This is a genomic window from Streptomyces lacrimifluminis, assembly GCF_014646095.1.
GTDB classification, from domain to species: Bacteria; Actinomycetota; Actinomycetes; order Streptomycetales; family Streptomycetaceae; genus Streptomyces; species Streptomyces lacrimifluminis.
In genome coordinates, this window is sequence record NZ_BMMU01000036.1 from 1 (window position 1) to 24938 (window position 24938).

General features: G+C 68.5%; 27 protein-coding genes and 5 pseudogenes. 14 read left to right on the top strand and 18 right to left on the bottom strand.

Translation table 11 applies throughout. The features are described 5' to 3' along the window. The first annotated feature begins 1075 nt into the window (after window positions 1-1075). A complete protein-coding gene (locus IEY89_RS34585; RefSeq protein ID WP_189151501.1) occupies window positions 1076-1555 on the top strand; it encodes a hypothetical protein in 480 nt (159 codons plus the stop codon). A gap of 146 nt (window positions 1556-1701) precedes the next feature. Here the strand turns inward: IEY89_RS34585 and IEY89_RS34590 are convergent, their stop codons facing one another. From IEY89_RS34590 to IEY89_RS34595, 3 genes are all read right to left on the bottom strand, one after another. Then, entirely contained in the window at window positions 1702-2547 is an 846-nt protein-coding gene (locus IEY89_RS34590; RefSeq protein WP_189151502.1) for a UbiA family prenyltransferase, read from the bottom strand. Between the two features lie 329 nt (window positions 2548-2876). Next, window positions 2877-3116 (bottom strand): hypothetical protein, encoded by a 240-nt coding sequence (locus IEY89_RS41745; RefSeq protein WP_308437475.1) that lies wholly within the window; start codon window positions 3114-3116, stop codon window positions 2877-2879. Window positions 3117-3197: 81 nt separating this feature from the next. Next, on the bottom strand, window positions 3198-3953 hold the full coding sequence (locus tag IEY89_RS34595; protein WP_308437476.1) for a polyprenyl synthetase family protein: 756 nt from the start codon (window positions 3951-3953) through the stop codon (window positions 3198-3200). A 686-nt stretch (window positions 3954-4639) separates the two neighbouring features. On the opposite strand from IEY89_RS34595, the gene IEY89_RS34600 reads away from it, so the two are divergent. The 5 genes and pseudogenes from IEY89_RS34600 to IEY89_RS34620 form a co-directional block, all read left to right on the top strand. Then, the gene (locus IEY89_RS34600) at window positions 4640-4846 is read left to right on the top strand and encodes a hypothetical protein (RefSeq protein WP_189151503.1); all 207 of its coding nucleotides are present in this window, start codon (window positions 4640-4642) and stop codon (window positions 4844-4846) included. A gap of 332 nt (window positions 4847-5178) precedes the next feature. Beyond that, window positions 5179-5541, top strand: coding sequence for an ArsR/SmtB family transcription factor (locus IEY89_RS34605; protein ID WP_229695578.1), 363 nt, complete (start codon window positions 5179-5181; stop codon window positions 5539-5541). Next, window positions 5538-6071: an SRPBCC family protein gene (locus tag IEY89_RS34610; RefSeq protein WP_189151505.1), complete on the top strand. Its 534-nt coding sequence runs from the start codon at window positions 5538-5540 to the stop codon at window positions 6069-6071. The genes IEY89_RS34605 and IEY89_RS34610 overlap by 4 nt, the downstream gene beginning before the upstream one ends. A gap of 2 nt (window positions 6072-6073) precedes the next feature. Next, entirely contained in the window at window positions 6074-6631 is a 558-nt protein-coding gene (locus tag IEY89_RS34615) for a TIGR03086 family metal-binding protein (protein WP_189151506.1), read from the top strand. A gap of 42 nt (window positions 6632-6673) precedes the next feature. Then, window positions 6674-6938: pseudogene (locus tag IEY89_RS34620) on the top strand (carbonic anhydrase); the annotation flags it as partial. Between the two features lie 316 nt (window positions 6939-7254). Here the strand turns inward: IEY89_RS34620 and IEY89_RS34625 are convergent. Beyond that, on the bottom strand, window positions 7255-7458 hold the full coding sequence (locus tag IEY89_RS34625) for a hypothetical protein (protein WP_189151507.1): 204 nt from the start codon (window positions 7456-7458) through the stop codon (window positions 7255-7257). 229 nt (window positions 7459-7687) lie between these two features. Between IEY89_RS34625 and IEY89_RS34630 the strand changes: the two genes are divergently transcribed. Further along, window positions 7688-8293 (top strand): dihydrofolate reductase family protein, encoded by a 606-nt coding sequence (locus IEY89_RS34630; protein ID WP_189151508.1) that lies wholly within the window; start codon window positions 7688-7690, stop codon window positions 8291-8293. Window positions 8294-8643: 350 nt separating this feature from the next. Here the strand turns inward: IEY89_RS34630 and IEY89_RS41115 are convergent, their stop codons facing one another. Further along, window positions 8644-9198 (bottom strand): hypothetical protein, encoded by a 555-nt coding sequence (locus IEY89_RS41115; RefSeq protein ID WP_229695588.1) that lies wholly within the window; start codon window positions 9196-9198, stop codon window positions 8644-8646. A 58-nt stretch (window positions 9199-9256) separates the two neighbouring features. Here IEY89_RS41115 and IEY89_RS41120 point away from each other — a divergent pair, with 58 nt between their 5' ends. Beyond that, complete coding sequence (locus IEY89_RS41120; protein ID WP_229695589.1) at window positions 9257-9421, top strand: hypothetical protein; 165 nt, start codon at window positions 9257-9259, stop codon at window positions 9419-9421. A gap of 24 nt (window positions 9422-9445) precedes the next feature. On the opposite strand, the pseudogene IEY89_RS41125 reads toward IEY89_RS41120, so the two are convergent. Then, window positions 9446-9706 (bottom strand): annotated as a pseudogene (locus IEY89_RS41125) (ISL3 family transposase); the annotation flags it as partial. On the opposite strand from IEY89_RS41125, the gene IEY89_RS41130 reads away from it, so the two are divergent. Together IEY89_RS41130 and IEY89_RS34640 are read left to right on the top strand one after the other, a co-directional pair. Then, on the top strand, window positions 9678-9836 hold the full coding sequence (locus tag IEY89_RS41130; RefSeq protein ID WP_229695590.1) for a hypothetical protein: 159 nt from the start codon (window positions 9678-9680) through the stop codon (window positions 9834-9836). The pseudogene IEY89_RS41125 and the gene IEY89_RS41130 overlap by 29 nt on opposite strands. A 348-nt stretch (window positions 9837-10184) precedes the next feature. Beyond that, window positions 10185-10535, top strand: a complete 351-nt coding sequence (locus tag IEY89_RS34640) for a hypothetical protein (protein ID WP_189151547.1) — start codon at window positions 10185-10187, stop codon at window positions 10533-10535. A gap of 140 nt (window positions 10536-10675) precedes the next feature. Here the strand turns inward: IEY89_RS34640 and IEY89_RS34645 are convergent, their stop codons facing one another. Genes IEY89_RS34645 through IEY89_RS34655 form a run of 3 tightly spaced genes read right to left on the bottom strand, consistent with a single transcriptional unit; the run spans window position 10676 to window position 13955 of the window. Further along, on the bottom strand, window positions 10676-11299 hold the full coding sequence (locus IEY89_RS34645) for a TetR/AcrR family transcriptional regulator (RefSeq protein ID WP_189151509.1): 624 nt from the start codon (window positions 11297-11299) through the stop codon (window positions 10676-10678). A 4-nt stretch (window positions 11300-11303) separates the two neighbouring features. After that, on the bottom strand, window positions 11304-12431 hold the full coding sequence (locus IEY89_RS34650; RefSeq protein WP_189151510.1) for a hypothetical protein: 1128 nt from the start codon (window positions 12429-12431) through the stop codon (window positions 11304-11306). Window positions 12432-12446: 15 nt separating this feature from the next. Then, on the bottom strand, window positions 12447-13955 hold the full coding sequence (locus IEY89_RS34655) for an FAD-dependent oxidoreductase (protein ID WP_229695579.1): 1509 nt from the start codon (window positions 13953-13955) through the stop codon (window positions 12447-12449). A gap of 1446 nt (window positions 13956-15401) precedes the next feature. Here IEY89_RS34655 and IEY89_RS41135 point away from each other — a divergent pair. The 4 genes and pseudogenes from IEY89_RS41135 (at window position 15402) to IEY89_RS34670 (ending at window position 17540) form a co-directional block, all read left to right on the top strand. After that, window positions 15402-15668 carry a hypothetical protein gene (locus tag IEY89_RS41135; RefSeq protein ID WP_229695580.1) on the top strand — a complete coding sequence of 89 codons (267 nt, stop codon included), beginning with the start codon at window positions 15402-15404 and terminating at the stop codon, window positions 15666-15668. A 78-nt stretch (window positions 15669-15746) separates the two neighbouring features. Next, window positions 15747-16115: pseudogene (locus tag IEY89_RS34665) on the top strand (transposase family protein); the annotation flags it as partial. 396 nt (window positions 16116-16511) lie between these two features. After that, window positions 16512-16847 (top strand): annotated as a pseudogene (locus tag IEY89_RS41140) (helix-turn-helix domain-containing protein); the annotation flags it as partial. Between the two features lie 120 nt (window positions 16848-16967). Beyond that, on the top strand, window positions 16968-17540 hold the full coding sequence (locus tag IEY89_RS34670) for a MarR family winged helix-turn-helix transcriptional regulator (protein WP_189151512.1): 573 nt from the start codon (window positions 16968-16970) through the stop codon (window positions 17538-17540). 222 nt (window positions 17541-17762) lie between these two features. On the opposite strand, the gene IEY89_RS41750 is transcribed toward IEY89_RS34670, so the two are convergent. The 9 genes and pseudogenes from IEY89_RS41750 to IEY89_RS34710 form a co-directional block, all read right to left on the bottom strand. Beyond that, on the bottom strand, window positions 17763-18317 hold the full coding sequence (locus IEY89_RS41750) for a SpoIIE family protein phosphatase (RefSeq protein ID WP_308437477.1): 555 nt from the start codon (window positions 18315-18317) through the stop codon (window positions 17763-17765). 73 nt (window positions 18318-18390) lie between these two features. Beyond that, window positions 18391-18588: pseudogene (locus tag IEY89_RS41755) on the bottom strand (SpoIIE family protein phosphatase); the annotation flags it as partial. 253 nt (window positions 18589-18841) lie between these two features. After that, window positions 18842-19099 (bottom strand): hypothetical protein, encoded by a 258-nt coding sequence (locus IEY89_RS34680; RefSeq protein WP_189151513.1) that lies wholly within the window; start codon window positions 19097-19099, stop codon window positions 18842-18844. Between the two features lie 202 nt (window positions 19100-19301). Then, window positions 19302-19748, bottom strand: a complete 447-nt coding sequence (locus IEY89_RS34685; RefSeq protein WP_189151514.1) for a hypothetical protein — start codon at window positions 19746-19748, stop codon at window positions 19302-19304. Window positions 19749-19754: 6 nt separating this feature from the next. Next, on the bottom strand, window positions 19755-20477 hold the full coding sequence (locus IEY89_RS34690) for a gamma-glutamyl-gamma-aminobutyrate hydrolase family protein (protein ID WP_229695581.1): 723 nt from the start codon (window positions 20475-20477) through the stop codon (window positions 19755-19757). Then, complete coding sequence (locus tag IEY89_RS34695) at window positions 20474-21964, bottom strand: aldehyde dehydrogenase (protein ID WP_189151515.1); 1491 nt, start codon at window positions 21962-21964, stop codon at window positions 20474-20476. The genes IEY89_RS34690 and IEY89_RS34695 overlap by 4 nt, the downstream gene beginning before the upstream one ends. Before the next feature lie 118 nt (window positions 21965-22082). Continuing rightward, window positions 22083-23540: an APC family permease gene (locus IEY89_RS34700; protein WP_373287332.1), complete on the bottom strand. Its 1458-nt coding sequence runs from the start codon at window positions 23538-23540 to the stop codon at window positions 22083-22085. A 170-nt stretch (window positions 23541-23710) separates the two neighbouring features. Then, entirely contained in the window at window positions 23711-24634 is a 924-nt protein-coding gene (locus IEY89_RS34705; protein WP_189151545.1) for a TIGR03619 family F420-dependent LLM class oxidoreductase, read from the bottom strand. A 78-nt stretch (window positions 24635-24712) separates the two neighbouring features. Further along, window positions 24713-24925 carry a ferredoxin gene (locus IEY89_RS34710; RefSeq protein WP_189151517.1) on the bottom strand — a complete coding sequence of 71 codons (213 nt, stop codon included), beginning with the start codon at window positions 24923-24925 and terminating at the stop codon, window positions 24713-24715. Window positions 24926-24938: the final 13 nt, after the last annotated feature.

Sequence of the window (24938 nt, forward strand, 5' to 3'; positions counted from 1 at the left end):
CCCAACACCACCAACACGACCGCCGGATGATCGGCTACACCACGACAAGGGACACGACCCCGCATCTAAGCCAGGCGTGGGACAGATTCGCGCAGAACGGCCTTGATCCCGCACGCGGCGACACGTCTTCCTTCGGGTTGGGGCTCCCCCTGCGGGCTGCCGCTCGAGCCTTCCATTCCAGAGGGTCCGGCATGTCAGGATCCCTGAGCCGCTCGCCACCGGGCTATGTGGCGGCCGGGAGAGGTTCAGTGAGGCGGTCCTTGCGCGGAACAGGCGGCTTGTCGCACCCCTCTTCACTGGGCTTCACCCCTGTCGTGCGGCCATGGAACCACCCCGCTGCCAGGACGAGTAGGGACCTGCACGCCGCTGCTCACCTGCTCAGGTTCGATTCCGCGTCGTCTGATTCGAACGATCCCACTCGAATTCGAGCGAGGCGGTGGTGTGCGTGCTGTCCTCTGTCCCTGGGCTTGCACCGCCTCACCGGTCACCGGCGAAGGTGGAGCGGTTCAGCCATGTCTTCGCAGATGCTCTGAGGGGTCCGCAGGTATCCCAGCTCCACCAGGCGCCTCATGCTGTGACGCGTCTCCTCGGGAGGTAGCGACAGTTCCCTGATGAGCCACTCCCCATCTGCTTCGGGTCCGCACGCATCAAAGAGCGAGAGGCATTTGATGTAGATGGCCAGGTCAGTGAACGACAGCCGGCGGTTGGTCGCGACCTTCGTGCCCGACCGTGAACGCGTACGGTGCACAGTCCTGATGGCGGATGCGTGAAAAATCGGAAAGTTCCGCCATACCTACCCCAACGAGACGGCGCCCCAGCGGGAACGAGCGAGTCCCGTTCAGGTATGCAGCCGGGTGTTGGGGACGGGCTTGCGGTGGTCGGCCATTCCGGCTCCGGGTCCGCGCGTCTGACGGGTGCGGCGACCGTACCGCTCCCTTTGTTCTCCTCCCCCGGTCTTGAGCGCACTTCACCCACGGGGGTGGATTTACATAGTTCTTTCATAGTTTGACCGGTTGCACCGCGATGCACGTTGCTTGCGTGGACAGTGACGTGACGACTGATCAGGGAGGGCGCGATGGCGAACGCTTCCGCCGGAAGAACGGCCAAGACGACCTGGCACGAGCTGTCCGCGGTCACCGACGCCAAGCGCAGGCTGTGGCTGCTGAGCCGGAACCGCACCGGCTGGGCGGTGTGCGGCCGGGAGTGGGACGCGGTGGCCGTCGAACCGATGGCGGCCGGGCTGGAGGCGCTCGCCGCGATGCGCGCGGGCACCCGGCGCGGCTGCCAGGTCCTCGCCGACCACCTGAGCGACCGGCTAAACGTCGCGGTGCCGGCCGACTCCGCGGGCACCTTCGAGGACATCCCCGGTGTCCGGGTGCTGTCCGGCGGGCACCAGCTGCTCACCCCGAGTACGCCGCAGGACGGCACGATCGCGGCCGACTGGGTCAGCCACCCGCACGGCGACGCACCGCCGGCGCTCGTTGCGGCCGACCGGTTCGCCGCCCACCTGCGCAAGCCCGCCTCCCCCGCGCAGGCGAAGGCGCCCGTGTCATGAACGGCCACACCGTGCTGTACGACCCCGAAGGCCGGATCGACACGGAGCTGCCGCTCGATCACGCGACGCACGAACGCGTAGTCCGTCCGCTGCGTGTCCTTCGGGCCGGGGCGTGCTTGGACGTACCCCGCGTGAATGCCATGCCGTCACAGGAGGGCGAGTCCTGCGGTGAGGGAAAGGCAGTAGGCGTACGTGTACATCAGGTAGGTGGTGCGGTCAGCTTTGACGGTGTGGATTGTCAGGGCGCGGATGGCGGTGGTCCAGCTCAGTGCGGCCAGGGCGATGTCGACCATGACGAGGGAGAACGTCGAGGTGCTCGTCGGCGCATAGACGAAGAAGTGCAGGATGGGTGGAACGGCCGCCATGGAGAGTGCGAACCAGATCCTTACGGGCCGGTCGCCGATGATCAGGGCAAGTGTGCGTCGGCCGATTCGGTTGTCGCCGTCCATGTCGCGGACGTCTTCGAAGGACAGGGGGAGGTTGAGGGTGGCTGCGATGACGATGACCCATTTCCATCCGACTGCGTCGAGCGGGTGGACGAGGGACCAGGCGGCCGCGAGCTGGGCGACGGTGCCTGTGAAGGTGACGACCGGCTTGGCGAGGAAGTAGTAGCGGGGTGGAGACCAGAGGTTGAGGGTCACGACAATGACTTGCCAGAGGACGACCCAGGGCAGTGTTCCGGTCAGCCAGCCCAGCAGGGTGTAGACCGGCATCGCGCCCCACAGGCGGCGGTGCATTCCCTGGACGGTGGTCATTCCGGCGGGGATGGGCCGGTAGGGCTTGTTCGTCTGGTCTTCCGCGACCCCGCTGATCTGGTTCGACGCGTCGCACACATAGAGATAGAAGAAGAACAGGAGGGCACTCGCGGCGAGATTTTTTGCCGTGGCCGTGGCGTCGAGGTGGTAGTGGTGGCTGGCTACCGCCGTGAACAGGATTCCGGGTGCGATCGCGGCCGTCGCGTTGTCGCCGAGCATCCGGACGGTGAGTTCCATTTCGAACGCGATGCGGGCGAGAGGGGTGCTCCGGGTTCTCTGGATCGTTTGGTGAGTGCGATTCACGTGGACCTCCGAAGGGGTGAGGTGCGGGGGTGCCAGGTTGTTCCGTTCACCGGCGGGGTCTGGGTCGGCCGGCTGCGACGGTGCGGTTGCCGCCGTTCCAACCGGTGCGGGAGGACCGAAGGACCGAAGCCAGCACCTGGGCCCGGATGCCGAATGCGCGCACGCCCAGTACTTGCCGAGTCCCACGGGTCCTACGCCGTCGCCGACAGCGTGTGCAGGCGATCGCTGCGTCGTTGGCGGTGCAGCGCGGACCGGGGATGGGTTTACGTGGTCCTGGCGGTCGCCGCCCGGGCGATGCGGCGCAGTGCGGCTGCCGCGGCGGGTGGGACCGGTGACTGTTCCAGGATGGTCAGGGCCTGCGCGCGCCGGGTGTGGATCATGTGTTCGACCTCGCGGCTTGCACCGGTCGCGAGCAGTACCTCGCGCAGGCGGCCGGCGCCTTCTTCGTCGAGGCCGGGATCGCCGAGCAGGGTGTGCAGGATGGCGGCCTGGTCACGGCTCACGCTTCGTAGGGCGAGCGCGGTCAGGACGGTGGTTTGCCCGCGCGGAGGTCGTCGAGGCGGGGTTTGCCCGTGGCTGCCGGATCACCGAATACGCCCTAGTAGGTCATCCCGGAGCTGGAAGGCCTCGCCCAGGGGCAGGGCGTAGGCGCTGAGTGCGACCCGCAGCGGGGGATTGCCGCCGGCCAGGGCGATGCCGAGGTGCAGGGGCCGTTCGATCGTGTAGCGGGCTGTCTTGTAGCGGGCGGTCTTCAATGCCGCGTCCACGTCGTCGCAGGGTTGCCCTGCAGCGCAGAGGTCGAGGTACTGCCCGTACATCAGCTCCGTGCGCATTTCGCCGACGACTTCGACTGCCTCGGCGAGCTGGCCTGGGGTGAGGCCAGCGGTGTGGAGGAGCTCGTCGGACCATGCCAGGGCCAGGTCGCCGAGGAGGATCGCGGCGCTGGTGCCGAGACGCTCGGCGTCTCGGCGCCCGGCGTGGTGGGCGGCGAGGGACCGGTGGGTGGTGGGGTGTCCCCGGCGGGTGTCCGAGCTGTCCATGACGTCGTCGTGGATGAGGGCGAAGGCGTGGAACATCTCCAGTGATGCCGCTGCTTGGAGGACCGCGCCGGTGGGAGGCTCATCGGCTGCGGCATTCCAGCCAATGACACACAGCGCGGGTCTCAAACGCTTTCCGCCGGAGAAGAGGAAGCACCGCAAGGTCTGGGCAACTTCGGGCGGAAAGCCCTGCAGGGATGCCTTTCGGGCTTGGCTGTCCACGAACCGGGCCAGGACGGCGTCGACTTCTCTTCGCGTGCCGGGCAGCTCGGCGGCGGCGGCTGCGACAGCGGGGGTACTCAAGTGATATCCATGCGGAGGACCTGGCCTTCGAAGAGCGGTCTCGACTGAGCGGCGTCCTGAGCAAGCTGGCGCGACGGAGCCAGCGGAGCATGGCATCCTCCGGTGTCCTCCGGCGGGCGCGAGGCCGTGCGGAAGACGGTTGGTGGTCATTCCGGGACGGTGGCACGGGCGCGGGTCGGCCCTGGTGGACTAGGGGGTTTCGCCGCGCGGGTAGAACTGCCGGACCCATTTGTGGTGAGTGCCTGTTGAGGATCGCTCCATCGCGCACCTTCCGTTCTGAGCCGGGCAGCGCTACATCAGTCCGCCCAGTTCAGGAGGCAGAATGGCGCAGATCCGGATACCGGGAAAGGGAGTGAAGGGTGCGCGCGCGGGGCGCTCGAAGCACTGACAAGCTGCGGGCCCCTCGGAGGGCTTTGGGTGGCGGTGGTACGGATCGACGCCACGGCATTCGCGACTTCTGCCACTCGCGCCACCCCAGTCGCAGCCGAGCGATCGCCGCATCCTTGGCGCGACATCCATCCCGCACACCCGTCTGTCCCCGTCCCGCCGCCATGAGCCCCGAGCTCCGCGTCAGCCGCACTCTTGCGCGACCGGAGATCCGCACGCAAGCCAAGAAGCGAGCCAGCCACCAGTGTTCGATTCGCCAGGCACCACAGCCGCTCGACTTGACGAGTTAGACACCTAAGGTGTCTGTCCGGTCCTCGCCCGCCAGGTCGTGGCGGGCGAGGACCAGGCGGAGCGACCGGGTACTGCACGAAGCCCTCAGCGTCGGCGCCGACCCGCTGCACCTCGCCCTGGTCTTCAACCTGTCGCACACCGCCGCGAGCCGCTACGCGACCATCGCCCAGAACCTGCTCGACAACCAGATCGAGCAGACCAACGAGAGTGAATGAGCGTCCTGTCGATACAGCGGCGACGAACCGACCGCTCCTTCAAGCACATCCGCAGAAGACGCCGTGGGTTCCCAGTGAAAGTCCCCCAGCCACGCTGAACTCACTGCGGGCGTGCCGGTAGAACCCGGTCACCGATACTGCTGGCCGCCATCCCGGGGCGCGCCCAAATATTGGGATGGGCTGTGAAGCGCCGCCCCATCTCGCGAGTGCCGGCGGGGGCGCCCGTGGACCGTTCCGCCCGGCGAACGACAGCCGCTATTCAACCGAGCGGTTGACGATTCGGGCACCCAGGCGTAAGGTATTTAACCATCCGGTTGAATATGAGGTGTCAGGTGACCGACGACCGACTGTCGCTGGTGTTCTCCGCACTGGCCGACCCGACTCGGCGCGACATCGTGGCCCGGCTCGCCACTGGGGACGCCACGGTCAACGAACTGGCCGAACCGTACGAAGTCACGGTCCAGGCCGTGTCCAAGCACATCAAGGTCCTGCAGGACGCTGGCCTGGTCAGCCGCAGCAGGGAAGCCCAGCGGCGGCCCTGCCACCTGGAAGCAGAGGTCTTCGACCTGATGACGAAGTGGATCGAGCGTTATCGGCGCGAAGCGGAGGACCGTTTCCGCCGGCTCGATGCCCTCCTTGAACAGTTGGACGCGCGGCCCACGACGGAACCTCCCGCGAAAGAGGCGGCATCATGAGCAGCACCGACACTCACCAGCCCAACGAGACACGGATCGTGGCCGAGCCAGATCTGCCCATCATCGTGATCACCCGAGAGTTCGACGCCCCGCCGGAACGCGTGTTCCGGGCATACACCGACCCCGATCTGGTCGTCCAGTGGCTCGGCCCGCGTCGGCTCGAGATGCGAATCGACCGGTATGACGCGCGCAACGGTGGCTCCTACCGATATGTGCACCGGGACGACGACGGCACCGAGTACGGCTTCCACGGCGTGTTCCACGAGGTGCGCCCCAACGAGCGCATCGTGCAGACCTTCACCTACGACGGCTTCCCGGACGGCGTCAGCCTGGAGACGGCCGTCTTCGAGGACCTCGGTGGTCGCACCCGGGTCACCGGCAGGTCCCTCATGGACTCCATCGAAGCCCGTGACGCGATGCTCAAGAGCGGCATGGACGTCGGCGTCCGCGAGGGCTACGAGCGGCTCGACGAGCTGCTCGGCGGCCAGCAGGACGACAGCGCCGACCAGCACACCGAGACAGGATCCTGACCATGACGAGAACAGCGGCCGACGAGCACCGCACCGTGGCCCGCGGCTTCACCGACCGCGTATACGGCACGGCCCCGGGGGCATGGGACAACCCTGCGCCGTGCGAGGGCTGGGTCGCCCGGGACGTCGTCCGGCACCTCGTCGAGTGGTTCCCCGCCTTCCTCAAAGCCGGTGCCGGAGTCGTACTGCCGACGGGACCCCCGGTGGACGACGACCCCGTGGCCGCCTGGGTGACGCACCGCGATGGAGTGCAGGCTCTTCTCGACGATCCGGGCACCGCGCACAAGCTCCTGTCGAACCCGCACATCGGAGACATCCCCCTGGACCAGGCGGTCGAACGGTTCTACACCGCCGACGTGTTCATGCACACGTGGGACCTGGCACGGGCCACCGGCCAGGACGAGTATCTCGATCCCGGCCGATGCGGCCAGTTGCTCGACGGGATGCTGCCCCTGGACGACCTGCTCCGCGCGAGTGGGCAGTACGGACCCCGGGTCGAGGTGCCGGAGACGGCCGACGTCCAGACTCGCCTGCTCGCCTTCATCGGCCGCGAACCCTGACGTCACGCGGGCCGTCACCGGCATCCTCCGAGCCTTCGTGGCAGGCGGTCACGTCCGAGGGCGTGCCCGCGGTCACCCAAGAGTCTGACGTCGGGTCAGCAGCCCTTCGCCGTCGTCCTGGCACGCCTCGACTCCCGAAGATGCCGGAGCTCGTCTTCGACCAGGGTCTCGGTGATCTGCTCACCGTGCGCACCGCCGGGGAAGTCCTGGACGAGGCCGTGCTCGCCCGTCCTGGCCGGGCCATCAGTCGTGCGGTGCCGTGAAGGCCGCCGTCCAGGCGGACACCTCCGGCGAGGAACTGCCCGCCACATCGAGTAGGCCCTCAAAGCTACCAGCGGGTTGCTTGTTCCCCTATGTCCGAGCCAGGACTACTGATGTCGCACACACCGGCCGTTTCGCGAAGGTGCCCCGGCTCGCGAAACGGCCAGTGTGTGCCGGCCCCCGCCGACCGCGGCCGGGGCACCGGTGGGGTTGGACGCGGCCTGATCAGCGGGTCGGCGCGCCAGTGATGGCGCTCTTTGAAATTGGCCGCCCCCTGCTCAGCGGTGTCCCCACACCTGCTCGCGATCCCCAGCTGTGGAATGACCTCCTGGGGCAGGGGCCCGTTTGTCCTCGGCCGATGATTAGGTCTGGTTCGCGATCTGGCGGCCGAGTTGTTCAAGGAACTCCTGCAAGCTGGACGCGGTGACCTCGAAGTCGTCAAACCAGGAGGCCGTGGTGGACTTCCAGACTTGTCCGCTGGCTCCGATCGCGAACAGATGGCCCCCGTCGCTGGCGAAGACCAGCGCGATCGGTTTCACCGTCGATCCAAGCGGGGCCGTATTCACGGAAGTGCTCCGCCGCCGTCGCAGGTGAGTGGATGAGGTACCCGCTGTCGACGTCGGGCAGCGAAGCCTCACCGATCACCCAGTAGAGCGTGGCCCTCCGAAGCAGTGCCGCTCCGCCGACCTGATCGGCTGCAGCGTCAGGGGTTTTCTGGTTACTCCACAGCGCGGCCGATGAGTTTGTGGCTCCCGGCCGGTCCAAGCTCGTGACACCCTTGGAAAGGACACCGCCATGTCGGAGCTTCTCGTCGACTTCATCACCTCCCTCGACGGCCACGCATCGGGAGAGGGATGGCCCGGGTTCTGGGGCCTCGAGGGCCCGGAGTACCTCGCATGGCTCGGCGGGCAACCCGAGGCCACCTACCTGATGGGAGCGAACACCTACCGCCTGATGTCGGGCTTCGCCGCAGGCGAGGTCCCGAATGGCCAAGACGAGTTCAGGCCCGAAGAAGAGGCGTCCGTCGACGAGCTCACGCAAGCGTCCAAGGTGGTGTTCTCCTCCTCACTAGAGGAGCCACTGACGTGGGCCAACTCCACGCTCGTCCGCGACGACGCCGTCGAGGCGGTCCGCGCCATGAAGTCGAGCGGCTCGGGGCTCCTCAGCACGATCGGCAGCCTCAGCCTGTGCCGGTCCCTGCTACGAGCCGGACTCGTCGACCGCTTCCGGGTCGTGATGTTCCCGGTGATCACCGGGGCCACGGGCGATGAACGCATCTACGACGGCTATCCGGACGTTGCCCTCGAGATGATCGAGCACCGCACCTTCGACGGCCGCATCCAGCTGGTCGAGTACAAGCCCCGCGTGCTTGAGCACCCGCCGCTCGGTGTCCCTGCGTGACGTCGCCCCGTCCGCCGGTCTGGACGGCCGCCAGGACGGCGCCGGCGGGCCGGCGCCATCCTGAACTGCCCGCACTGCGATCAGCCCGTCACCAGCGTCGCCCTGCTGGCCACCCCGGAAGCGGCCCGTCCCACCATCGCCAGCAGAGATCGCGAGATCACCTCCCTGCGGCGGACTCCGTGAGCACCGCGGGCAACGACTTCGCCTGACCGTCACCGATCAACAGGGCCCGGCGACCTTCGGGCGCTGGGCCCTCACACGCGCTCTTCACTCCCCACATTCCCCACACGCTTCAAGGCGTGTCCGCGTACTCCTTGAAGTGGCTCTGGCAAGATTTTCGTAGGCGTAGATCATCTGGGGGCCGTGGTCGGCCGGTCCGCGTAACGGCGGCGGAGATGAGCGATCAGGACGACGCGGTGGCGCAGGAGCGGAACGCCGGCGCGTCCTGCCATCCGGCGTTTTTGGAGTTCGACGTCGGGGAGGCGGCCTTCGTTGACGCCGGAGTTGTAGGTGGTGATGATCCCCTGGGCGACGGCGTGCTGGTCCTCGCGCCGGCCTCCGGCGATACCGGCAAGAGGTGGCAGTCCACTGCGGGAGAGCTCGTCGAGCCAGGACAGCAAGGGTGCGGCGTCGCGGTTGGCGAGCATGGCGGCGAACCGGCGAACCAGGTCGTGGGCGTGCTTGAGTTCCGGACAGGGCTCGAGGAGCCGGTGCAGGCGATGGGTGACGTGCAGGCCACGGATGTCCGGGTGGGAGGCGATCCAGCGGGCAGGCTCACGCGGGGACGGCGGGCGCTCGCGGGGCTGGTTCAGCGGCAGCCCGCGTCGCAGGGGCGCGATGGCCATCTTCACGCGCTGGTAGTGCCCGAGGTCGCCCTTGGCGCGGAGTTCCTGATGGAGGATCATCGCGTTGTGTTCCCCCTCGTCCCAGCGTTGTTGCAGGTAGTCGCGGTAGGGATCCAGGGTGGACAGCCTGAAACAGCCTTTGGGCGTGCTGTCCGGCTCGTGTGTCCGCCGCGGCGTTCTCGGTGGTCTTCTCGTCCGGCGCCGGATCGGCCTCTTCGGCCGACGGGAGGGCTGCGGGCAGGCAGCTTCGGTGGGCGGCAGCGATGTCCTGGACGCGACGTGACAGCCCCTGCCACAGGTGGAAACGGTCGCTGACCTGCACGGCCTCGGGGGCGCCCGCGGAGATGCCCTGCCGGTAGGGCAGCGAACCGTCACGGCAGACGAAGCCGACGCCGGGATGCTCACGAAGCCAGCGGCTGAGCTGTCCGGCGTCCTGTCCCTCCCACAGCGTGAGGGGCAGACGCGTGGTGGCATCAACCAGAAGGGTTCCGTAGGTGTCGCCGTAGAGGGCGAAGTCGTCCACACCCAGCACCCACGGAGTGACCAGGGGCGGCAGCGGCATCCGCATCAGCTGCGACAAGACGGTGCACCGCGAGAGCGTGACGTTCAGGACCCGCAGCATCCGGGCCCCACCCCTGCCCGCCAGCAGCACCCCCGCCGCCTCGACCACCCGCTGCAGCAACGGCGTACGCCGTTGATAACGCACGGTCAAACCCGGTACCTGCTCGGCGAACGGCACCTTTCCGCAAGCGGTGTTCTCGCAGTACAGACGGAGCACGCTCAGCTCGATCAACAGGGCCCGGTCGCCCAGCGACGCATCACCCAGCCGTCTGACGTATCGCCTGTGACACCACCCGCTCGGTGCCCCGCAGCTCGTACACGGCGCGGGAACAAGCGACCACGTACGCACACGAACAACCACCACAGGTCCAGAGCCGTCGACCAAAGGAACCGACACGCCCGCCAAGTGCGGTAACAAGTACGGCAGTTCAACAGAGCACACCCAAAGGCTGCCCGTTACCGGACCGGCCGACCACGGCACCCAGATGATCTCCGCCTACGAAAATCTTGCAGAGCCGCGTTCACACGTACGGCGACACCGGCACGTCCGCGACGTCGTCGCCGCGGAGAACCTGACGCCGATCACGTGGACACGGCGGGACGGTTTCATGTTCTCCGACGACCCCGCGGACTGGATCGGGTACGACAAGCGGCAGTTCCGGCAGATCCTCGGCCGTCTCACCGGGGTGCAACAATCAAGAACCACACCTAACGCCACACAGGACCCTGCTGAACTGCTGGACCGGCACCTGCACCACCTGCCACCGCCCTCTGCCCAGAACAGCCCTCACCAGCTCAAACCCAAGAACCAGAACATCCTAACGGGGTCCTACTAGACGCCCCCCAGACCATGGGATGGCGATCTCGCAAGACTTGGCTGACCTCGCCGTGAAGCTCCCACCCTGCGATTGCGTTTCGTTTTGGTTGGCGCCCGACTCGCGATTCCGTGCCGCTTCCTACCTCACCGGGTGAGCGTTCAAGAACGCGGAGGCGCGGATGCTGATGTCCGGACCAGTGCCGGGGCCAGCCAGCGGTTGAGGAAGGTGCGGAGCCGGGTTTCGTCCTGCGGTGGCTCGCTGGGGTGCTGCAGCAGCGACGTCAGGAGTCGCATGATGATCTCGGCGAGGCCGTTGAGGTCGTCCTCGCTGATACCGGCGGCCGCCCAGTCGACGGGAAAGCGCTGCAGCATCTTGGCGCCGTAGGCGATGGTGTCCCCGGTGGTGGCGCCGCGGCCGAAGGCGGTGGTGTCTCCCAGTTGCAGCAGAAGGCTCAGGCGTGGCTCGGTCGGGATGGTCCGTACGCAGAAGACCATGCCTTCGACCACGGCTTCGGCCGGGTCGGTGATCCCTTCCAGGTGCGCGATCATCAGGTCGACGAACGACTCGGCGCCCTGGGCCGCCACCTCGCCGATGATGTCGCTGATACGGCCGAAGTGGCGGTAGACGGTCTGGCGGGTGACGCCGAGCTCGCCGGCGACGTCGGACAGGGTCGTCTTCGTGACGCCGTGCCTGTCGATGCAGTGGGCGGTCGCGTCGATGATGCGCTGCCGGGCCACCGCGTCCGATGCGGGAGGCCTGCCTCCCCAGCCGTGATGCCCCATGGTCTTAGGATCGCACAGGCTCTGTGGTCCGTCGGGACGTGGTCGCGCGGAGTACGGCCACGATGAGCCCGGTTGCGGCTACGGTGCACAGCATGGTGTACCACAGGCTGCCGATCGGCGTGCCCTGCTCGGTGATGCCCTTGGTCGCCGCGAAGTAGGCCGGCAATGCGAGCAGCCATAGGACGATGTGGACGCCGAGGTACAGCGCCGGATAGATCCGCGCGAACAGCGGCGATGCCACCGGAGCCGGATCTGTTCGCCGCGCGCGCCAGGCGTCCGCGAGAAGGCAGAGGCCGACGATCCAGACCAGGGCGAGCTCGGCCCCAAGGATGGCCTGCTGGATCCCAAGGTGGTCACCACCACGGAAGACGTTGCTGGGGACGCCAGCGACCGCCATCGCCAACGGCGTCAGGGCGCCGGCGGCCACGGTGCGCAGGATGGTCTGCCGGCCGGTGAGCTTGCCGCGGCCGTCCTTCGCGCCGACCAGCCGGACGACGAGGTAGGTCATCGCGCCGAAGGACACGGAGGCGAACAGGAACATGCTGTTCATCGGGACCGCGGCGAGCGCCGGTTCGTTGATCATCTCGTTGCCGGGGTTCCAGGCCCACCACTTCAGCTGAGGTCCGAGCTGATCGAAGATCTCGTAGAACGCCTGGCAGGTGAACGCGACCGCCAGCGAACCGAGAAGGAGTCCACGTCGCGCGAAGACACCGAGAGCGCGGACCACCTCGTAGGCGAGTTGCGACAGCGCCGGATAGAAGGCCACGATGTAGAGCGGCAGCCGGTCGTACATGAACTGCACGGTGAACGCGTTGTGGGAGAAAATGAACCCGACGTGCTCCTCCAGGCCGAACCAGCCCGGAAAGTAGAGCGGCGGCTCGATCACCGCCAGGTAGACGAGCGAGGCGAACCACAGAGAGATGTTGACCGGGTCGCCGTCGCGCCGCCACCGCCGCCACGCATGGACGAGGGCGAACACCGCACCGCCGATGATGAGCAGCTCAAGGAACGGCATGGTGCCGTTCTCGAGACCGAACGGGTTCCGGAAGTCCACGATGGGATCGGCGTCATGGCAGGAGAAGCCGAGCTGTCCGGCGAGGCGCTCGGCCGCTGAATCGCATGAAGAGCTCATTTCTCGCTCCTCGGGTCAGTCATTGACGAGGCCGGTCTCGGCGTACGGCGAGCTGCCGGCGCGGGTCTGGCCGGTGAAGTCGGTGCCGGGCGGATCCTGCTGGTCGTCGAACCCGCCGGGCACGACCGTGCGTCCGAGCCGCTGACGCACCTTGTAGCGCGCGATGCCGAACCAGAACCGCACATCGGTGGTCATCTCCCTGAGCGACATGTCGAGGTTGAAGACCTGGGCGAACGTCCGCTCGACGTAGGCGTCCTCGCGACTCGTGGCGTTGATGGCGTTGAAGACCGGCCAGCTGAGGCGCGCGGCCAGCTTGCGGCGCCAGGGAGCGACGACCTCACTCCCGGTCGCGAATTCATATGCCTGGTCACGGGCCATCGCAAGCATCCAGGGCACGTCGAGTGACCTCTTCTGCCGGGTGAGGAACTCGCGGAAGAAAGCGAGGTCGAGGACGTCGTGGCCGTGCAGTACCTCGGCGAGGATGAGCGCGGAGCGGGCCGCCGAGCTCATCCCCTGGGCGTAGAACGGGTTGAACGCGCAGATCGAGTCACCGACGCAGACCAGCCCGAGCGGGGGCTGGTCGAGCAGGTCGAAGCGGCGCCACTTGTTGCCGGTCGAACGAGTGAGGTGCACCCCGGAGGTCGGAGTGCAGGCGCGCGTCGCCCGCCCGAAGGACCTGGCCCGCACGCGGTCCGCCGCGGCCTCGAAGGCGTCGACCTCGCGCGGCATCCGGATGCCCCACGCCCCCATGCACACGATGGCGCGGTTCCCCTCGATCGGGAAGAAGTTGCTGAGGAACTCGTGTTCCTCGGGATGATCGCCGGTGTCCTGGGTCGGAGTGATGACCAGGTGCTTCCACCACCAAGCCTGTGGACGCTGATCGGTGGGCGGCAGGTCGTACCACCGCGACGTGTAGGTGACCTTGGCGTCGAGAGTCTTCTCCGGCGGCGCCGGCCATCCCGCCCTGCTCAGCCAGTCGGCGACGGAGGAGCCGCGCCCCAGCGCGTCAACGACCAGGTCGGCGGACAGGTGGCCCGAGTCGTTGCCCGCGCGGTACTCGACTCCATCGACGCGCCCGCGCGCGGTGCCGCCCCTGGTGGAACGAAGTCCGGTGACGGTCACGCCCTCGCGGATCTCGATGGCCGGGAGCTCGCGCACCTTGTCGCGCAGGACCCGCTCGATGAGCACGCGGGAGCTGTAGACCATCGTCATCGACCCGGCCTTGCGCGGGGCCCAGCCGGCGTGCTCGCAGTACGCCGCGTCCATCGCCGGCATCAGGCGCATCCCGCCCGCGGCGATCAGTGCCTCCTCGAACCCAGGAAAGATCTCGCCAATCGCGCGACGCCCGGAGTTGAGGAGGAAGTGCGGGTGCTTGCTCTGCGGCACGCCCCGCCGATGCTGTGCGTCCGGCGGGAGCCTGTCCCGTTCCAGGACGATCACCTCGTCGAAATGCCTCGCGAGCACTCCCGCGGCGCACAGCCCCGCCACGCTACCGCCGAGCACCACGGCCGTCTTTCCCCGCACGACGTCTCCATTCATACACATAATGGCTGAATGTATGACCGGAGGGGAAGATAACAGGTACGGTCTGAACATGCCACCCCTTCCGCGAGACGTCGGGGCCGGCGAAGTGACCTCCCATGGTCCAGCCGGGGCAACCGCCAGCTGGGACGCCCACGTGGCCTTCGGTGCAGGGAGTCTCCCGCCGCTCCGCTTCCGGTCGGCATCGTCGAGGCAGAAGAACCGCTCACGCTCGGTCCCGGGTCGGCTCGTCGGCGAACTTCCCGTACGCCGAGGCCTTCATCTGTACGCGATCCGGAAGTGTCAGGGACGTTCGCCACGAAGGCCCGGTGAAGTGTCACGTTCTCGTGGCTGACAGCCGGTGGTGACCATTGACCGTGACGGTCGTTTCCCCGCCCGAGCAGCCAACGGGTGGGGAGGTCGGGATGTACGCGCGTCAGGTGGTGGGGACGGGAGCGCGTCGGGTCGGGGGCCCTCGCCGCCGCGGCCATTACTGCTGCAGTGCTGCCGGCCCGGTGGTGGATGACATCCCGCCACACTGCCGGCCGTGCTCACCGGCACGAAACTGCCCTCGCCGGGGACGATCGAAGCGGCGAGTTCCTCTCGGCGATGCCCGACGCCGCCTCCGACCACGCGCTGCGTGAGGCCGAAGAGCACCTCAGCGGGCACTGGAACCATCCGAGGTCGCTCTATCCGTCTCTCCCCGAGGACACCGCGCCCCACTGACCCGCAGCAGATGACGGACGAAGACAGCACCCGTCGTAGGCCCGCAGCTTGAGCGGGTGCTCTGCGGCGGGCGACCGGCTGAGGAGCCGGCCGCGGTTCCTTGCCCGTGAGCGGCAGCAACGCCCACGTAGGGGGCGGTTGTGCTGCGCGCTCGCCGTCGGAACCAGGTCGCCTGCCTGCCGGACGGCTGCCGGATGGCCGAAGCCTTGGAAAGCCGCCCGCAGCCGCAGCACCCGGATATGCCGCGCCGGCGACCCGTCGATACCTGGCTCGCTGCTGGCTGACTGCGCCTGGGAACCCGTGCGCGGGACGAGGGGCACATGGCGCCTGGTCCTGGAATGGCGTGCCGGCCGTTGCGGGCGCAGTCCGCCCGAGCAGCCATTCTTCATAGCGCCCAGAGCCAGGACGAGGCACGTCAGGCTGGGGGCCAGCAGAAAGGCGGCGAAGACCACGACGGTTCGGATCCGCAGATGCTGCGGTTCGGGCCCGTTGCCGCGCTGCACGGCGTCCTGGGCACGGTGGGCGACTCCTACACCGAGGCCGCCGTCCAGGTCCGTACCAACCTGACCGTGCTGGGGCGGAGCGTGTTCTCTCCGGAGCGCGAGGACTCACGGAGGGCATCTACTCCCTCAAACGGGAGGTCCTGGATTTCCGTGACGCCGTCCAGCCCCTGGTCCCGGTGGTGCAGGCCTCGCCGGCCTGCACGCGGGGTGGCCCGAGGAGATGTTGCCGCACTTCCGCGACGTCGCCGACCATCTGCGCCGCACCGACACCGAGGTGCGCTCCCTGGACGAGCTGCTCAACTCCGTCCTCGACGCCCACCTCGCACGGGTGGGCACCTGGCAGAACGACGACATGCGCCGCATCTCCGCCTGGGCCGCGATCCCTGGCCACCCCCACCCTCGTGGCCAGGATCTACGGCATGAACTTCGCCCACATGCCGGATCTGAGACTTTCCCAACCTGGTTGCGTAGCACGTCGGTTGGCTGAGGGCGGTGTTGAGGCAAAGGTGAAGCTCCTGGTAGATGGGTGGTCGACCAAGATCAACCTGCCTGCCCGAAGCTGCGCATGCTTGTCTACCCATCGGTGATCGATCTGTCCACCTCGACCCTGCGCTGCCTGTCCGACCTGCTGAGGGCCCGGCGGCGTGAGCGCGGCACGCGCTGGCGCCGCCTGACCGCGGACCGACAGGCTCTGCCCGCGCTGACCCATCTGCGCTGCGGGCACACGTACGCCCAGCTCGCGGTCGGCTTCCGGGTCGGGCTGGCCACCGTCTACCGGTACATCGTCGAGGCGGTTGAAGTCCTGGCCGCCTTTGCCCCCACCCTCCAGCAGGCCATGACCGTCGCCGCCAACAAGGCATTCGTGATCCTGGACGGCACCCTGCTGCGCATCGACCGCATTGCCGCCGACCGCCCCTACTATTCTGGCAAGCACCCTGTTCGAATTTCTTGCCACACGGACACGCCTCCGGAGCAGCTGACCAGCTGTGGTCGGGGTTGCGGCACGGCGGGACCCATGGTCGGGGTCGTGGTCGGCCCCGGCCGCCGCGACAGGCCGAGCGGGCGCGGACGGCCGTGGGCCCGTCCTCGAACGCGGTGTCTGTCAGCGGTGCGTGGGCCGCGTCGACTCAGCTTCCAGGCAATAGCGCACAGGGGGTAGCGTCGCGCACGTCGAGATCTTCCGGATGGGCAGTGTGAGAACTTCCATCCCCGAGAGACCTCGACCTCTACCCGGCCCTCGACGCGCCGGCCACGGCTGCCCGGACCGACGTCACACTCCGTACACCCTCAACTGTGAAGAGCCGGATCGACAGTGGGAGGGTGAGGTCATGCGCCGGCCAGCCACCTGTTTCGCCCAGGAGGTGCGGTGAAGACCCGCCGCTGGCACTTCATCTGCCGGCACCGTGCCGGCTTCGGCACCAGCGACCGAGCGCCAGGCGGCCGAGGACAAGGCAACCGAGAGATCCGCGCCATTCACGCCGAACACCACGGTGCCTACGGCGTCCCGGGCGTGCATGCCCGAACTCCGCTGGCCGAAGATCAACGGCAAGCGGGTTGCTCGGCTGCTGCGCGTCAACCACATTGTCGGCCGCCACCTGCGGCGTAGGAGCGCACCACGATCGCGGACAAGACCGCACCGCCCGCTCTGGACCTGCTGATGCGCGATTGACGGCGCCACGCGAACCGCGCGAATACGGCCGAGGGCAACGAGGCAGGCACCGTACAATTTGGACCCGAACGATTGCGTTGCCCCATGCCTTCACAGGCGGCCCTAAGGAGTGTGCCCGTGCCCGGCCATCGATCCATCACCGAAGCCGAGAAACTGGCAGAGGCCAAGCTTGGCGGTATCCCCCTCCGGCATGACCAGATGGCCGTCGTCGCCAACATCTATCGCGCCGCCTCGGCGGTGCGGCAGCACTTGGAGAATTCCGTGCTGCGCGGCGTCGACCTGACCTGGACCGCCTTCGTGGTTCTCTGGGTCATCTGGGTCTGGGGTGAGTCGGAAACGCGGCACGTGGCAGAAGAGGCCGGGATCTCCAAGGGCACGCTCACGGGGGTTGCCCGGACGCTGGAAAGGCGTGGGCTTGTACAGAGAGCCGATCACCCCGCCGACGGCAGGCTGGTGCTTCTCAGCCTGACAGATCAAGGTGAGGAGCTGATGCGGCGCGTCTTTCCGGCGTTCAACGAGGAGGAAGCCTTCGTCACGGGACAGCTCAGCGATGAGCAGTGCGGCATCGTCGCTGCCGGGCTGCGTCAGGTGGTGCTGCAGGTGGAGGAGAACGGTGAGACACGCCGCCAGGCTCTCCTGGGCGGTGCGGCCCCCGCGCCACGTCGTAGCGGCCGCCGCCGCAAGGCGTGAGCCCACGCAGTCCCCGACCGCTTGCTTCCATCGGGGGATGTGCCGACGGAGAACCGACCGGCCAGTCGCCCCCCGTCACAGCTCGAATCGCTCGCCTGGGAAGGTTCCCGGCAGGCTGGCCGGCGACAGCGAGATTTCGGTCCAGATGGTCTTGCCTGTTGACGTGTACCGGGTTCCCCAGCGTTGGTCAGCTGCGCGACCAGGAACAGACCTCGGCCGCCCTCACCTTCCGGTAGCCGCCCGCCGAAGGTGGGGCGAGGTGTGGCCGCCGTCGGAGACCTCGACGATGAGACCGCGCTCCTGGATGAGCCGCAGACGCACCGGAGCGTTGCCATAGCGGATCGCGTTGGTGACCAGCTCACTGACGACGAGCTCGATGACGAACGACGCGGCTTCGTCGACTCCCCACGCGGCCAGCTGATCGAGGGCCAGCGAGCGCGCTCTTGCCACTTCTGCGGCGTCGGAGGCCATGTCCCCTGTCGCCACCAGACTCTCGGCCAGGGCGTGGACGCGGAGCAGCAGCAGTGCGGCGTCGTCCTCGGGGGCTTGGGGCAGGAGCCTGGTGATGCCCCTGTCGCATATCCTGTCCAGTCGGCTGTTCCCGGGCCCGGAGTGTGCGGTGCAGAGAGAGCGGATTCCTGCGTCGATGTCCGTCTGACGGTTTTCCACGAGTCCGTCGGTGTACAGCGCGAGCATGGCGTCTTCCGGCAGCTCGATGTCGGCGCATCCGAACGGCAGGCCGCCCAGGCCGAGGGGCGGTCCGGCGGGAAGGTCCACAGGCTCGGTGTGCCCGTCGGGGGGTGACGAGTACGGGCGGGAGGTGGCCCGCCCGGGCCATGACGCGGTGCCGGGAGACCGGAAGGTAGACCGCGTACAGGCAGGTGACGCCCAGTGCCTGGTCCCCGGCCTCAGCGGGCCCGGAAGGCGAGGCGCCGGTCCGCGCCACGAGGTCGTCGAGACGGGCGAGCAGTTCGTCCGGCGCCAGGTCGAGCGCCGCCAGCGCCGCGACGGTGGTGCGCACCCGGCCCATGGTGGCGGCCGCGCCCATGCCGTGTCCGGCGACATCCCCCACCACCAGCCCGACGCGTGCCCCGGAGAGGGGGCCGGACTCCCCGGTCACGCCCTGTGAAAATGCTCGTCATCGCCGCTCCTGAGGTTGGTGCAGGAGAGCTTCGGCTCATTCAATGTACCGCCGGGCGCCCTAGGCGCACGCCTGCACGCGATGGGCGGCGAGGAGTCGGCGCAAGGCATTGCTGCTCTCCTCGGTGCAGCCCGGTGAGCCGGAAGAGCCGCACGCACGCCTACACGCGACCGAAGTAGTCGGTGTAGCACCCCACCGGGTCCCCCTCGTAGCTCCACGGCCAGGGCGTCACCAGTCCGCCGACCGCGGAGAGGACCGGGCCGGCATTGCCGCTGCGGCCCGCCCGGATCAGGGCGTAGGCGAGCGTTCCCAGGTCCGCGACGGCGGCCGCGTGACGCAGGTGACCGGGTTTGCAGCCAGTGGGCGTGGCCTGGTCCAGCAGCCGTGCGGTGTGCGGTTGTGACCAGTACGGGCTCACGCCCAGCGCCTGGATTCCTCCGCTGCTCCTTTCTCGGTGGTGCTGCCGCACAGCCGCGGTCAGGGGCGGGCATGCCGTCGGCGCATCCCACGGCATGACCGCGATGGCGTCGTCGAGGAAGTCCCGCAGCGCGGCCTGGCTGCCCTGCTGCTCCGGGGAGAGGTAGCCCAGGATCTGCAGGTGCGCCTCCCGGTGCCATGGATCACGCGCGTGTTATTCCCTGCCAGGCGGGCGAGAGTTCAGAGCTCGGCCGCCCCAGAAGCCGCAGCGCCGCCAGCGCACCCACCCACGGGGTCGGATCGGCCGGGCGGGCATCGGCGGCGACGCGGCAGAGCGCCAGGGCCCCACGCGGATCGGTCGCCAGTTCGGACCAGGTGGCCAGCAGCAGGGCATCCGGGTCGCGGAGCCGGCGTTCGCGCCAGCCCCGGGCCAGCGCGGGTGCGGCCTGCGCGAGGACGCCGACACGGTGGCAGCGGCGGTCCCAGTCGTCACCGGTGGCCCGCAGGAGCCACTCCACCTGGGCGATGGCGAGGTCCTGCGGTCCGGGGCCGCGGGCGGCGGCGATTCCATTCAGTACCCGGCCCAGCGCAACGTCGTCGAGTTCGGGGGCGAGTCGGGATGCCTGTCGTTTGTGGCCGAAGAGAGCCATGTCTTTTCAGTGTCTGTTGTGGGCGGCCTGGACCAACGCGTCGAACAGGGCCTGCTGGGCCGGGTCCTGGTCCGCGGTGTCCTCGGGGTGCCATTGCACCGCCGTGAACCACCCCGGGTGTCCTGGCAGTTCGAGCCCTTCCACCGTGCCGTCGGCGGCCCGCGCGGTGGGCTTGAGCCCGGCACCGATGCGCTCGACTCGCTGGTGGTGGTAGCAGGAAACCTCCGTCTTCTCCGCGCCGGTAGCCTGTTCGAGCAGAGTGCCGCGCTGGATCGCGACCGGGTGCACGATGTGCCGGTGTTCGCGGTCCGCGCCGCCCATGTCCTGTTCCAGGCTGCCGCCGAGAGCGACGTTCACCACCTGCAGCCCACGGCAGATCGCGAACATGGGCAGGCCCGAGTCCAGGGCCCGCCGGGCGACTTCGAGGTCGAACACGTCCTGGAGGTCGTCGACGTCATACACGCTGCCATGGGTGTCGGCGGCTCCGTAGCGGTGCGGTGCCAGGTCTCCGCCGCCCGGGAGCAACACGCCGTCGAAGCGGGCGAGCCGCTCGGCCACGTCGGCTCCGGCCGGGTCGGCGGGGTGGATGCTCACCGGCTCGCCCCCGGCCCGCCACACGGCCTCGACCAGCGCGCGGGCATTCACCTCGGCGGCGTAGCGGAGCGCGGACGTGATGGCGGCGAACCGAGCCGGAATCGCGATCAGGGGTCGCGTGTGCGTACGGGTCACAGCTGGATCCAGGTGGTCTTCAACTCGGTGTACTTCTCTATGGCGTGGGCGGACTTGTCGCGGCCGTTGCCCGACTGCTTCATGCCACCGAAGGGCACTGTCAGGTCGCCCTCCTCGTAGCAGTTGACCCAGACCGTCCCTGCCTTCAGCGCGCGCGACACCTTGTGGGCGGTGGACAGGTCGGAGGTCCACAGGCCTGCGGCGAGGCCGTACTCGGTGGCGTTGGCCAGCCGTACCGCCTCGTCGAGGTCGTCGAAGGCAAGGACGGACAGGACAGGGCCGAAGATCTCCTCACGGGCCAGCCGCATGCCGGGGTCGACCCGGTCGAACACGGTGGGCCGCAGGTAGCTGCCGCCGGTCTCGGCCAGGGCCCGGCCCCCGCCCACGCGCAGCCGGGCACCCTCGTCCAGGCCGGATGCGACATGCTCCAAAACACTGCCGAGGTGGCCGTCGCCGACCAGTGCGCCCATCTCGGTGGCCGGATCGAGCGGGTCGCCCACCCGCAGGTCGCGCGCCCGCGCCACGACGGCCTCCGTGACCTGTTCGGCGATGGAGGAGTGGACCAGCAGTCGGGAGGGTGCGGTGCACATCTCGCCCTGGTTGAAGAAGATGCCCCAGGCCGCGGTCGCCGCCGCCTTCTCCAGGTCCGGGGCGTCGGGCAGCACGATGTTCGGTGACTTGCCGCCGAGCTCGAGCCAGACGCGCTTGAGGTTGGAGTCGGCGGCGTAGCGCAGGAAGTGGCGGCCGACGGCGGTGGATCCGGTGAAGGCCAGGACATCGACGTCGGGGTGGAGGCCGAGCGCCCGGCCGGCCACAGGCCCGTCACCGGTGACCACGTTGAGGACGCCAGGCGGCAGTCCGGCGTCGGTGGCGACGCGGCCGAGGAGAAGGGCGGACAGCGGAGAGGACTCCGACGGCTTCAGGACGACCGTACAGCCGGCGGCGAGCGCGGGAGCGACTTTCCAACTCGCCAACGTGACCGGGAAGTTCCACGGCACGACGGCGCCGACGACACCTGTCGGCTCCCGGGTGACCAGGGCGAGCGAGTCCGGTGCGGTGTGGGGAGCCTCGTCGGTGAGTTTGTCGGCGAGCTGTCCGTACCAGCGGAAGGTGTTGATCGCGGCGCGCAGCTCGATGGCGTACGCGTCCGTGATCGGTTTGCCCATCTCCAGGCTCACGGTCAGCGCCAGTTCCTCGCGCCGCTCTTCCAGCAGTTCGGCGATCCGCAGCAGGATCCGGCCGCGCTCGGCGGGCGCCAGATGCGGCCACGGCCCTGTGTCGAAGGCGCGGCGCGCCGCCGCGACGGCGAGATCGACCTCTGTCTCCCGCGCGTCCGCGACCTGGACCAGGGTCTGACCGTCGCGAGGGGAGATCACGGCGAACGACGCACCGTCACCGGCTTCGTCCTTGCCGTCGATGTGGTGCTGCGTGGGCAGGTCGAGTCCCTTGGCGCGGCGCAGCAGTTCTTTATGGGTGGCGTTCAGCACGCGCTCTCCATCTCCGTTTCCTCCATGTCATTCGATGACAAACGACTCGCGCTGTTCGGTAGAAGGTCCGATACGGCCGGGACGCGGGCTCCGGCCGTATCGGTGGGGATCGCGGTGTTCAGTCGGTGTTTTCTGCCCTGGGCCGCGTCAGCCGGGCGGCGACGAGGCCGAGGATCAGCACCACCGGAACGGTGGCCTGGAGCCATATGGCCGTGGTCCGGTCGCCGCCGATGAGCGTCGTGAAGTTGGCGACGATGAGCCAGATAGCACCGGCGATGCCGAGCGCGCCCAGTACGGGGGCGATCAGGGTGTTCCAGGGGCGGGTGTCGGCGCCGGAGCGGCGGAAGTACACGATGACCGAGACCGAGGTCAGGAAGTACAGCAGCATGATGCCCAGGACGGCGACTCCGCTGAACCAGGAGAAGAGGGTCAGCACCGGGTCCTTGCCCAGGATCGCGAAGGGCACCACGAGCAGCACCGCGATCACGGTCTGCACGGTGCCCGCCACCCAGGGCGAGTGACGCCGGTTGATGGCGGTCAGGCCCTGCGGCAGGAGCCCTTCGCGGCCGAGCGAGAACAGGTAGCGGTTGGCGGAGTTGTGGAAGGCCAGGAGGCCGGCGAACAGAGAAGTGGCCAGCAGGATCGGCAGTACGTCGTCGACCCAGCCGCCGAACTGGGCGGAGATCGGCGCGAAGACGAAGGCCGCGGCGTCGCCGCTCTCCAGAGCCTTGCCCGCATCGGCCGTGGCTCGAGACGCGCCGTGTGCGGAGACCAGCATCCATGAGACGAAAGCGAAGAAGCCGGTGACCACCACGACGGACAGGTAGGTGGCCCGGGGAACGGTCTTGCGGGGTTCACGGGCCTCCTCGCCGTAGATGGCGGTGGCCTCGAAGCCGAACATCGACGCCACGGCGAACATCAGCGCCACACCGGGAGCGCCCTGGAGCGCGGCGGACGGCGAGAAGCTGTCCGTGAGACCGAGCCCCTCGGGGCCACCGCCCTTGAAGAACGTCACGAGGGCGAAGACGATCAGGACGCTGAACTCCGCCAGCACGAAGACGGCGAGGATCTTCGCGCCCATCTCGATGCCCGAGGCACCGAGCACCTGGACGATCACCATCGTGACCAGGGCCCAGACCCACCACGCCACGTGGGCACCGCTGTGGTACTCGACAAGACCGCTCATGATGCTTCCGTACAGCCCGTACATACAGGCTTGCACGACACAGTAGGAGAAGAGCGCGACAGCGGCGCTGCCGGAGCCGGTCGAGCGGCCGAGGCCCTTGCCGATGTAAGTGTAGAAAGCGCCGGCGTCCACGACGTGGCGGCCCATGGCGACGAAGCCGACCGAGAACAGCAGGATGACGACGCCGGCCGCGAGATAGGCGGACGGAGCGCCCGCGCCGTTTCCGATGGCGATGGCGATCGGCACGGCGCCGGCGATGCCGGTCAGCGGCGCCTGGGCGGAGAGAACGAAGAAGAGGATGCCGAGGACACCGAGCGAGTTGGGCTTGAGGCTGCCTGCCATGGATGCATCTTGTGCGGCTTGTGCGGGAACCACGGTCTGACTGTCCACTCGAATCACCTACCGGGGACGGGGAGGGGGCGGAGTTTGTTTTGGGCCAAACGAGTTGCCCCATGGTGAGCCGGAACTATCCGTTTGACAAGGGGGTATGGGGAGATCCTTTGTGGGGCGGCGGAGTTCTTACACGGTGGTAACCGGGGACTCGCGGCACGGGCGACGGATTACGCGGTCGTCCTCTCCACGCGCCGCATGACGTCCCGGCAGAAGGTTCCGACGCCGTTGGGGTCGTCGATGAACTGGTTCGGCTTGATGCAGAAGGTGGTGAAGCCGAGCTCCATCTGTTCCGGAATGGAGGAAAGGGCATTGCCGAGGTCGGCTGGCGAGTGGTCGTCGGGGAACACGGCCTGGGTGCCGCCGATCATCTCCAGGTCGGCGATGTCGCGTCCTGCTCCGGTCATGGCGTCCCCGAGCTGCCGCACGTCTTCGGGTGTGGGCCGTCCGAGCGGGTGGAAGCCGTGGCCGTACTGCACGAGCCTCCGCAGCAGCGGGCCGTGCATGCCCTGTCCGCCGAACCACAGCCGCGGGCCGTCAGGACGGTACGCCTTGGGCTCGAAGTAGACGTCCTCGAAGGGATAGTGCTCGCCGTCGTGGGAGATCGGGGAGGGTCCCCAGGCCTTCGCCCAGACCTGAAGGTGCTCGTCCAGCAGCCGCCCCCGCTTGCCGAACGGCACGCCCAGGGCCGCGTACTCGTCCCTGCTCCAGCTCACCGTGGGCTGCACCACGAGACGGCCCTCGCTGAGCAGGTCCAGCGTGCCGAGTTCGCGGGCGAGCAGCAGGGGATGGCGCAGCGGTGCGAGGACGGCCGCGGCGGCCAGCCGGAGGCGGGAGGTGACGGAGGCGATGGAGGCGAGCAGGAGCAGGGAGTTCGGCCAGGGGGTGTAGGGGTCCTGGTTGCCCGGGAGGGCGTAGTCGCGGGGGTTTCCCATGACACCGGCGGCCCCGGCGTCCGGTCCGAGCACGATGTGTTCGCTGACCATGACCGCGTCGAAGCCGGCGTCCTCGGCCTCGCGGGCCCACCGTACGGCGGTGGGCAGGTCCGCCCGGTCGCCGGTCAGCGTCCAGTTCTCGCTCAGGACGAGCAGCATGCGGGGAGGGGTGGGTGTGGGCACGTGAGGATGTCCTTCACTCGTGGGGACCGGGTCTGTCACTCGTGGGGACCGGGTTTACTCGTGCACCGTGATGGCCTGGAGCGGACATACGTCGGCGGCTTCGTACAGCTCCTCGGCGCTCTCCTCGTCCACGTCGGCCACGTAGACGTCGGTCGCCCGCGACCGCAGGGACAGGCGTCCGTCGTCGTCGAGTGCGAACAGGTCGGGGGCCGCGTACACGCACTGGCCGTGGTCCTGGCACTTCTTGAGGTCGACTTCGACCTTCATGACGGCTCCTGTC

Excerpts from the sequence above, each read along its gene's own strand:
- IEY89_RS34585 (WP_189151501.1), top strand. The coding sequence starts at position 1,076 with ATGGCGAACGCTTCCGCCGGAAGAACGGCCAAGACGACCTGGCACGAG.
- IEY89_RS34590 (WP_189151502.1), bottom strand. The coding sequence starts at position 2,547 with ATGGAACTCACCGTCCGGATGCTCGGCGACAACGCGACGGCCGCGATC.
- IEY89_RS34610 (WP_189151505.1), top strand. The coding sequence starts at position 5,538 with ATGAGCAGCACCGACACTCACCAGCCCAACGAGACACGGATCGTGGCC.
- IEY89_RS34615 (WP_189151506.1), top strand. The coding sequence starts at position 6,074 with ATGACGAGAACAGCGGCCGACGAGCACCGCACCGTGGCCCGCGGCTTC.
- IEY89_RS34630 (WP_189151508.1), top strand. The coding sequence starts at position 7,688 with ATGTCGGAGCTTCTCGTCGACTTCATCACCTCCCTCGACGGCCACGCA.
- IEY89_RS41115 (WP_229695588.1), bottom strand. The coding sequence starts at position 9,198 with ATGATCCTCCATCAGGAACTCCGCGCCAAGGGCGACCTCGGGCACTAC.
- IEY89_RS34640 (WP_189151547.1), top strand. The coding sequence starts at position 10,185 with ATGATCTCCGCCTACGAAAATCTTGCAGAGCCGCGTTCACACGTACGG.
- IEY89_RS34645 (WP_189151509.1), bottom strand. The coding sequence starts at position 11,299 with ATGGGGCATCACGGCTGGGGAGGCAGGCCTCCCGCATCGGACGCGGTG.
- IEY89_RS34650 (WP_189151510.1), bottom strand. The coding sequence starts at position 12,431 with ATGAGCTCTTCATGCGATTCAGCGGCCGAGCGCCTCGCCGGACAGCTC.
- IEY89_RS41135 (WP_229695580.1), top strand. The coding sequence starts at position 15,402 with ATGTTGCCGCACTTCCGCGACGTCGCCGACCATCTGCGCCGCACCGAC.
- IEY89_RS34685 (WP_189151514.1), bottom strand. The coding sequence starts at position 19,748 with ATGGCTCTCTTCGGCCACAAACGACAGGCATCCCGACTCGCCCCCGAA.
- IEY89_RS34705 (WP_189151545.1), bottom strand. The coding sequence starts at position 24,634 with ATGCTGCTCGTCCTGAGCGAGAACTGGACGCTGACCGGCGACCGGGCG.
- IEY89_RS34710 (WP_189151517.1), bottom strand. The coding sequence starts at position 24,925 with ATGAAGGTCGAAGTCGACCTCAAGAAGTGCCAGGACCACGGCCAGTGC.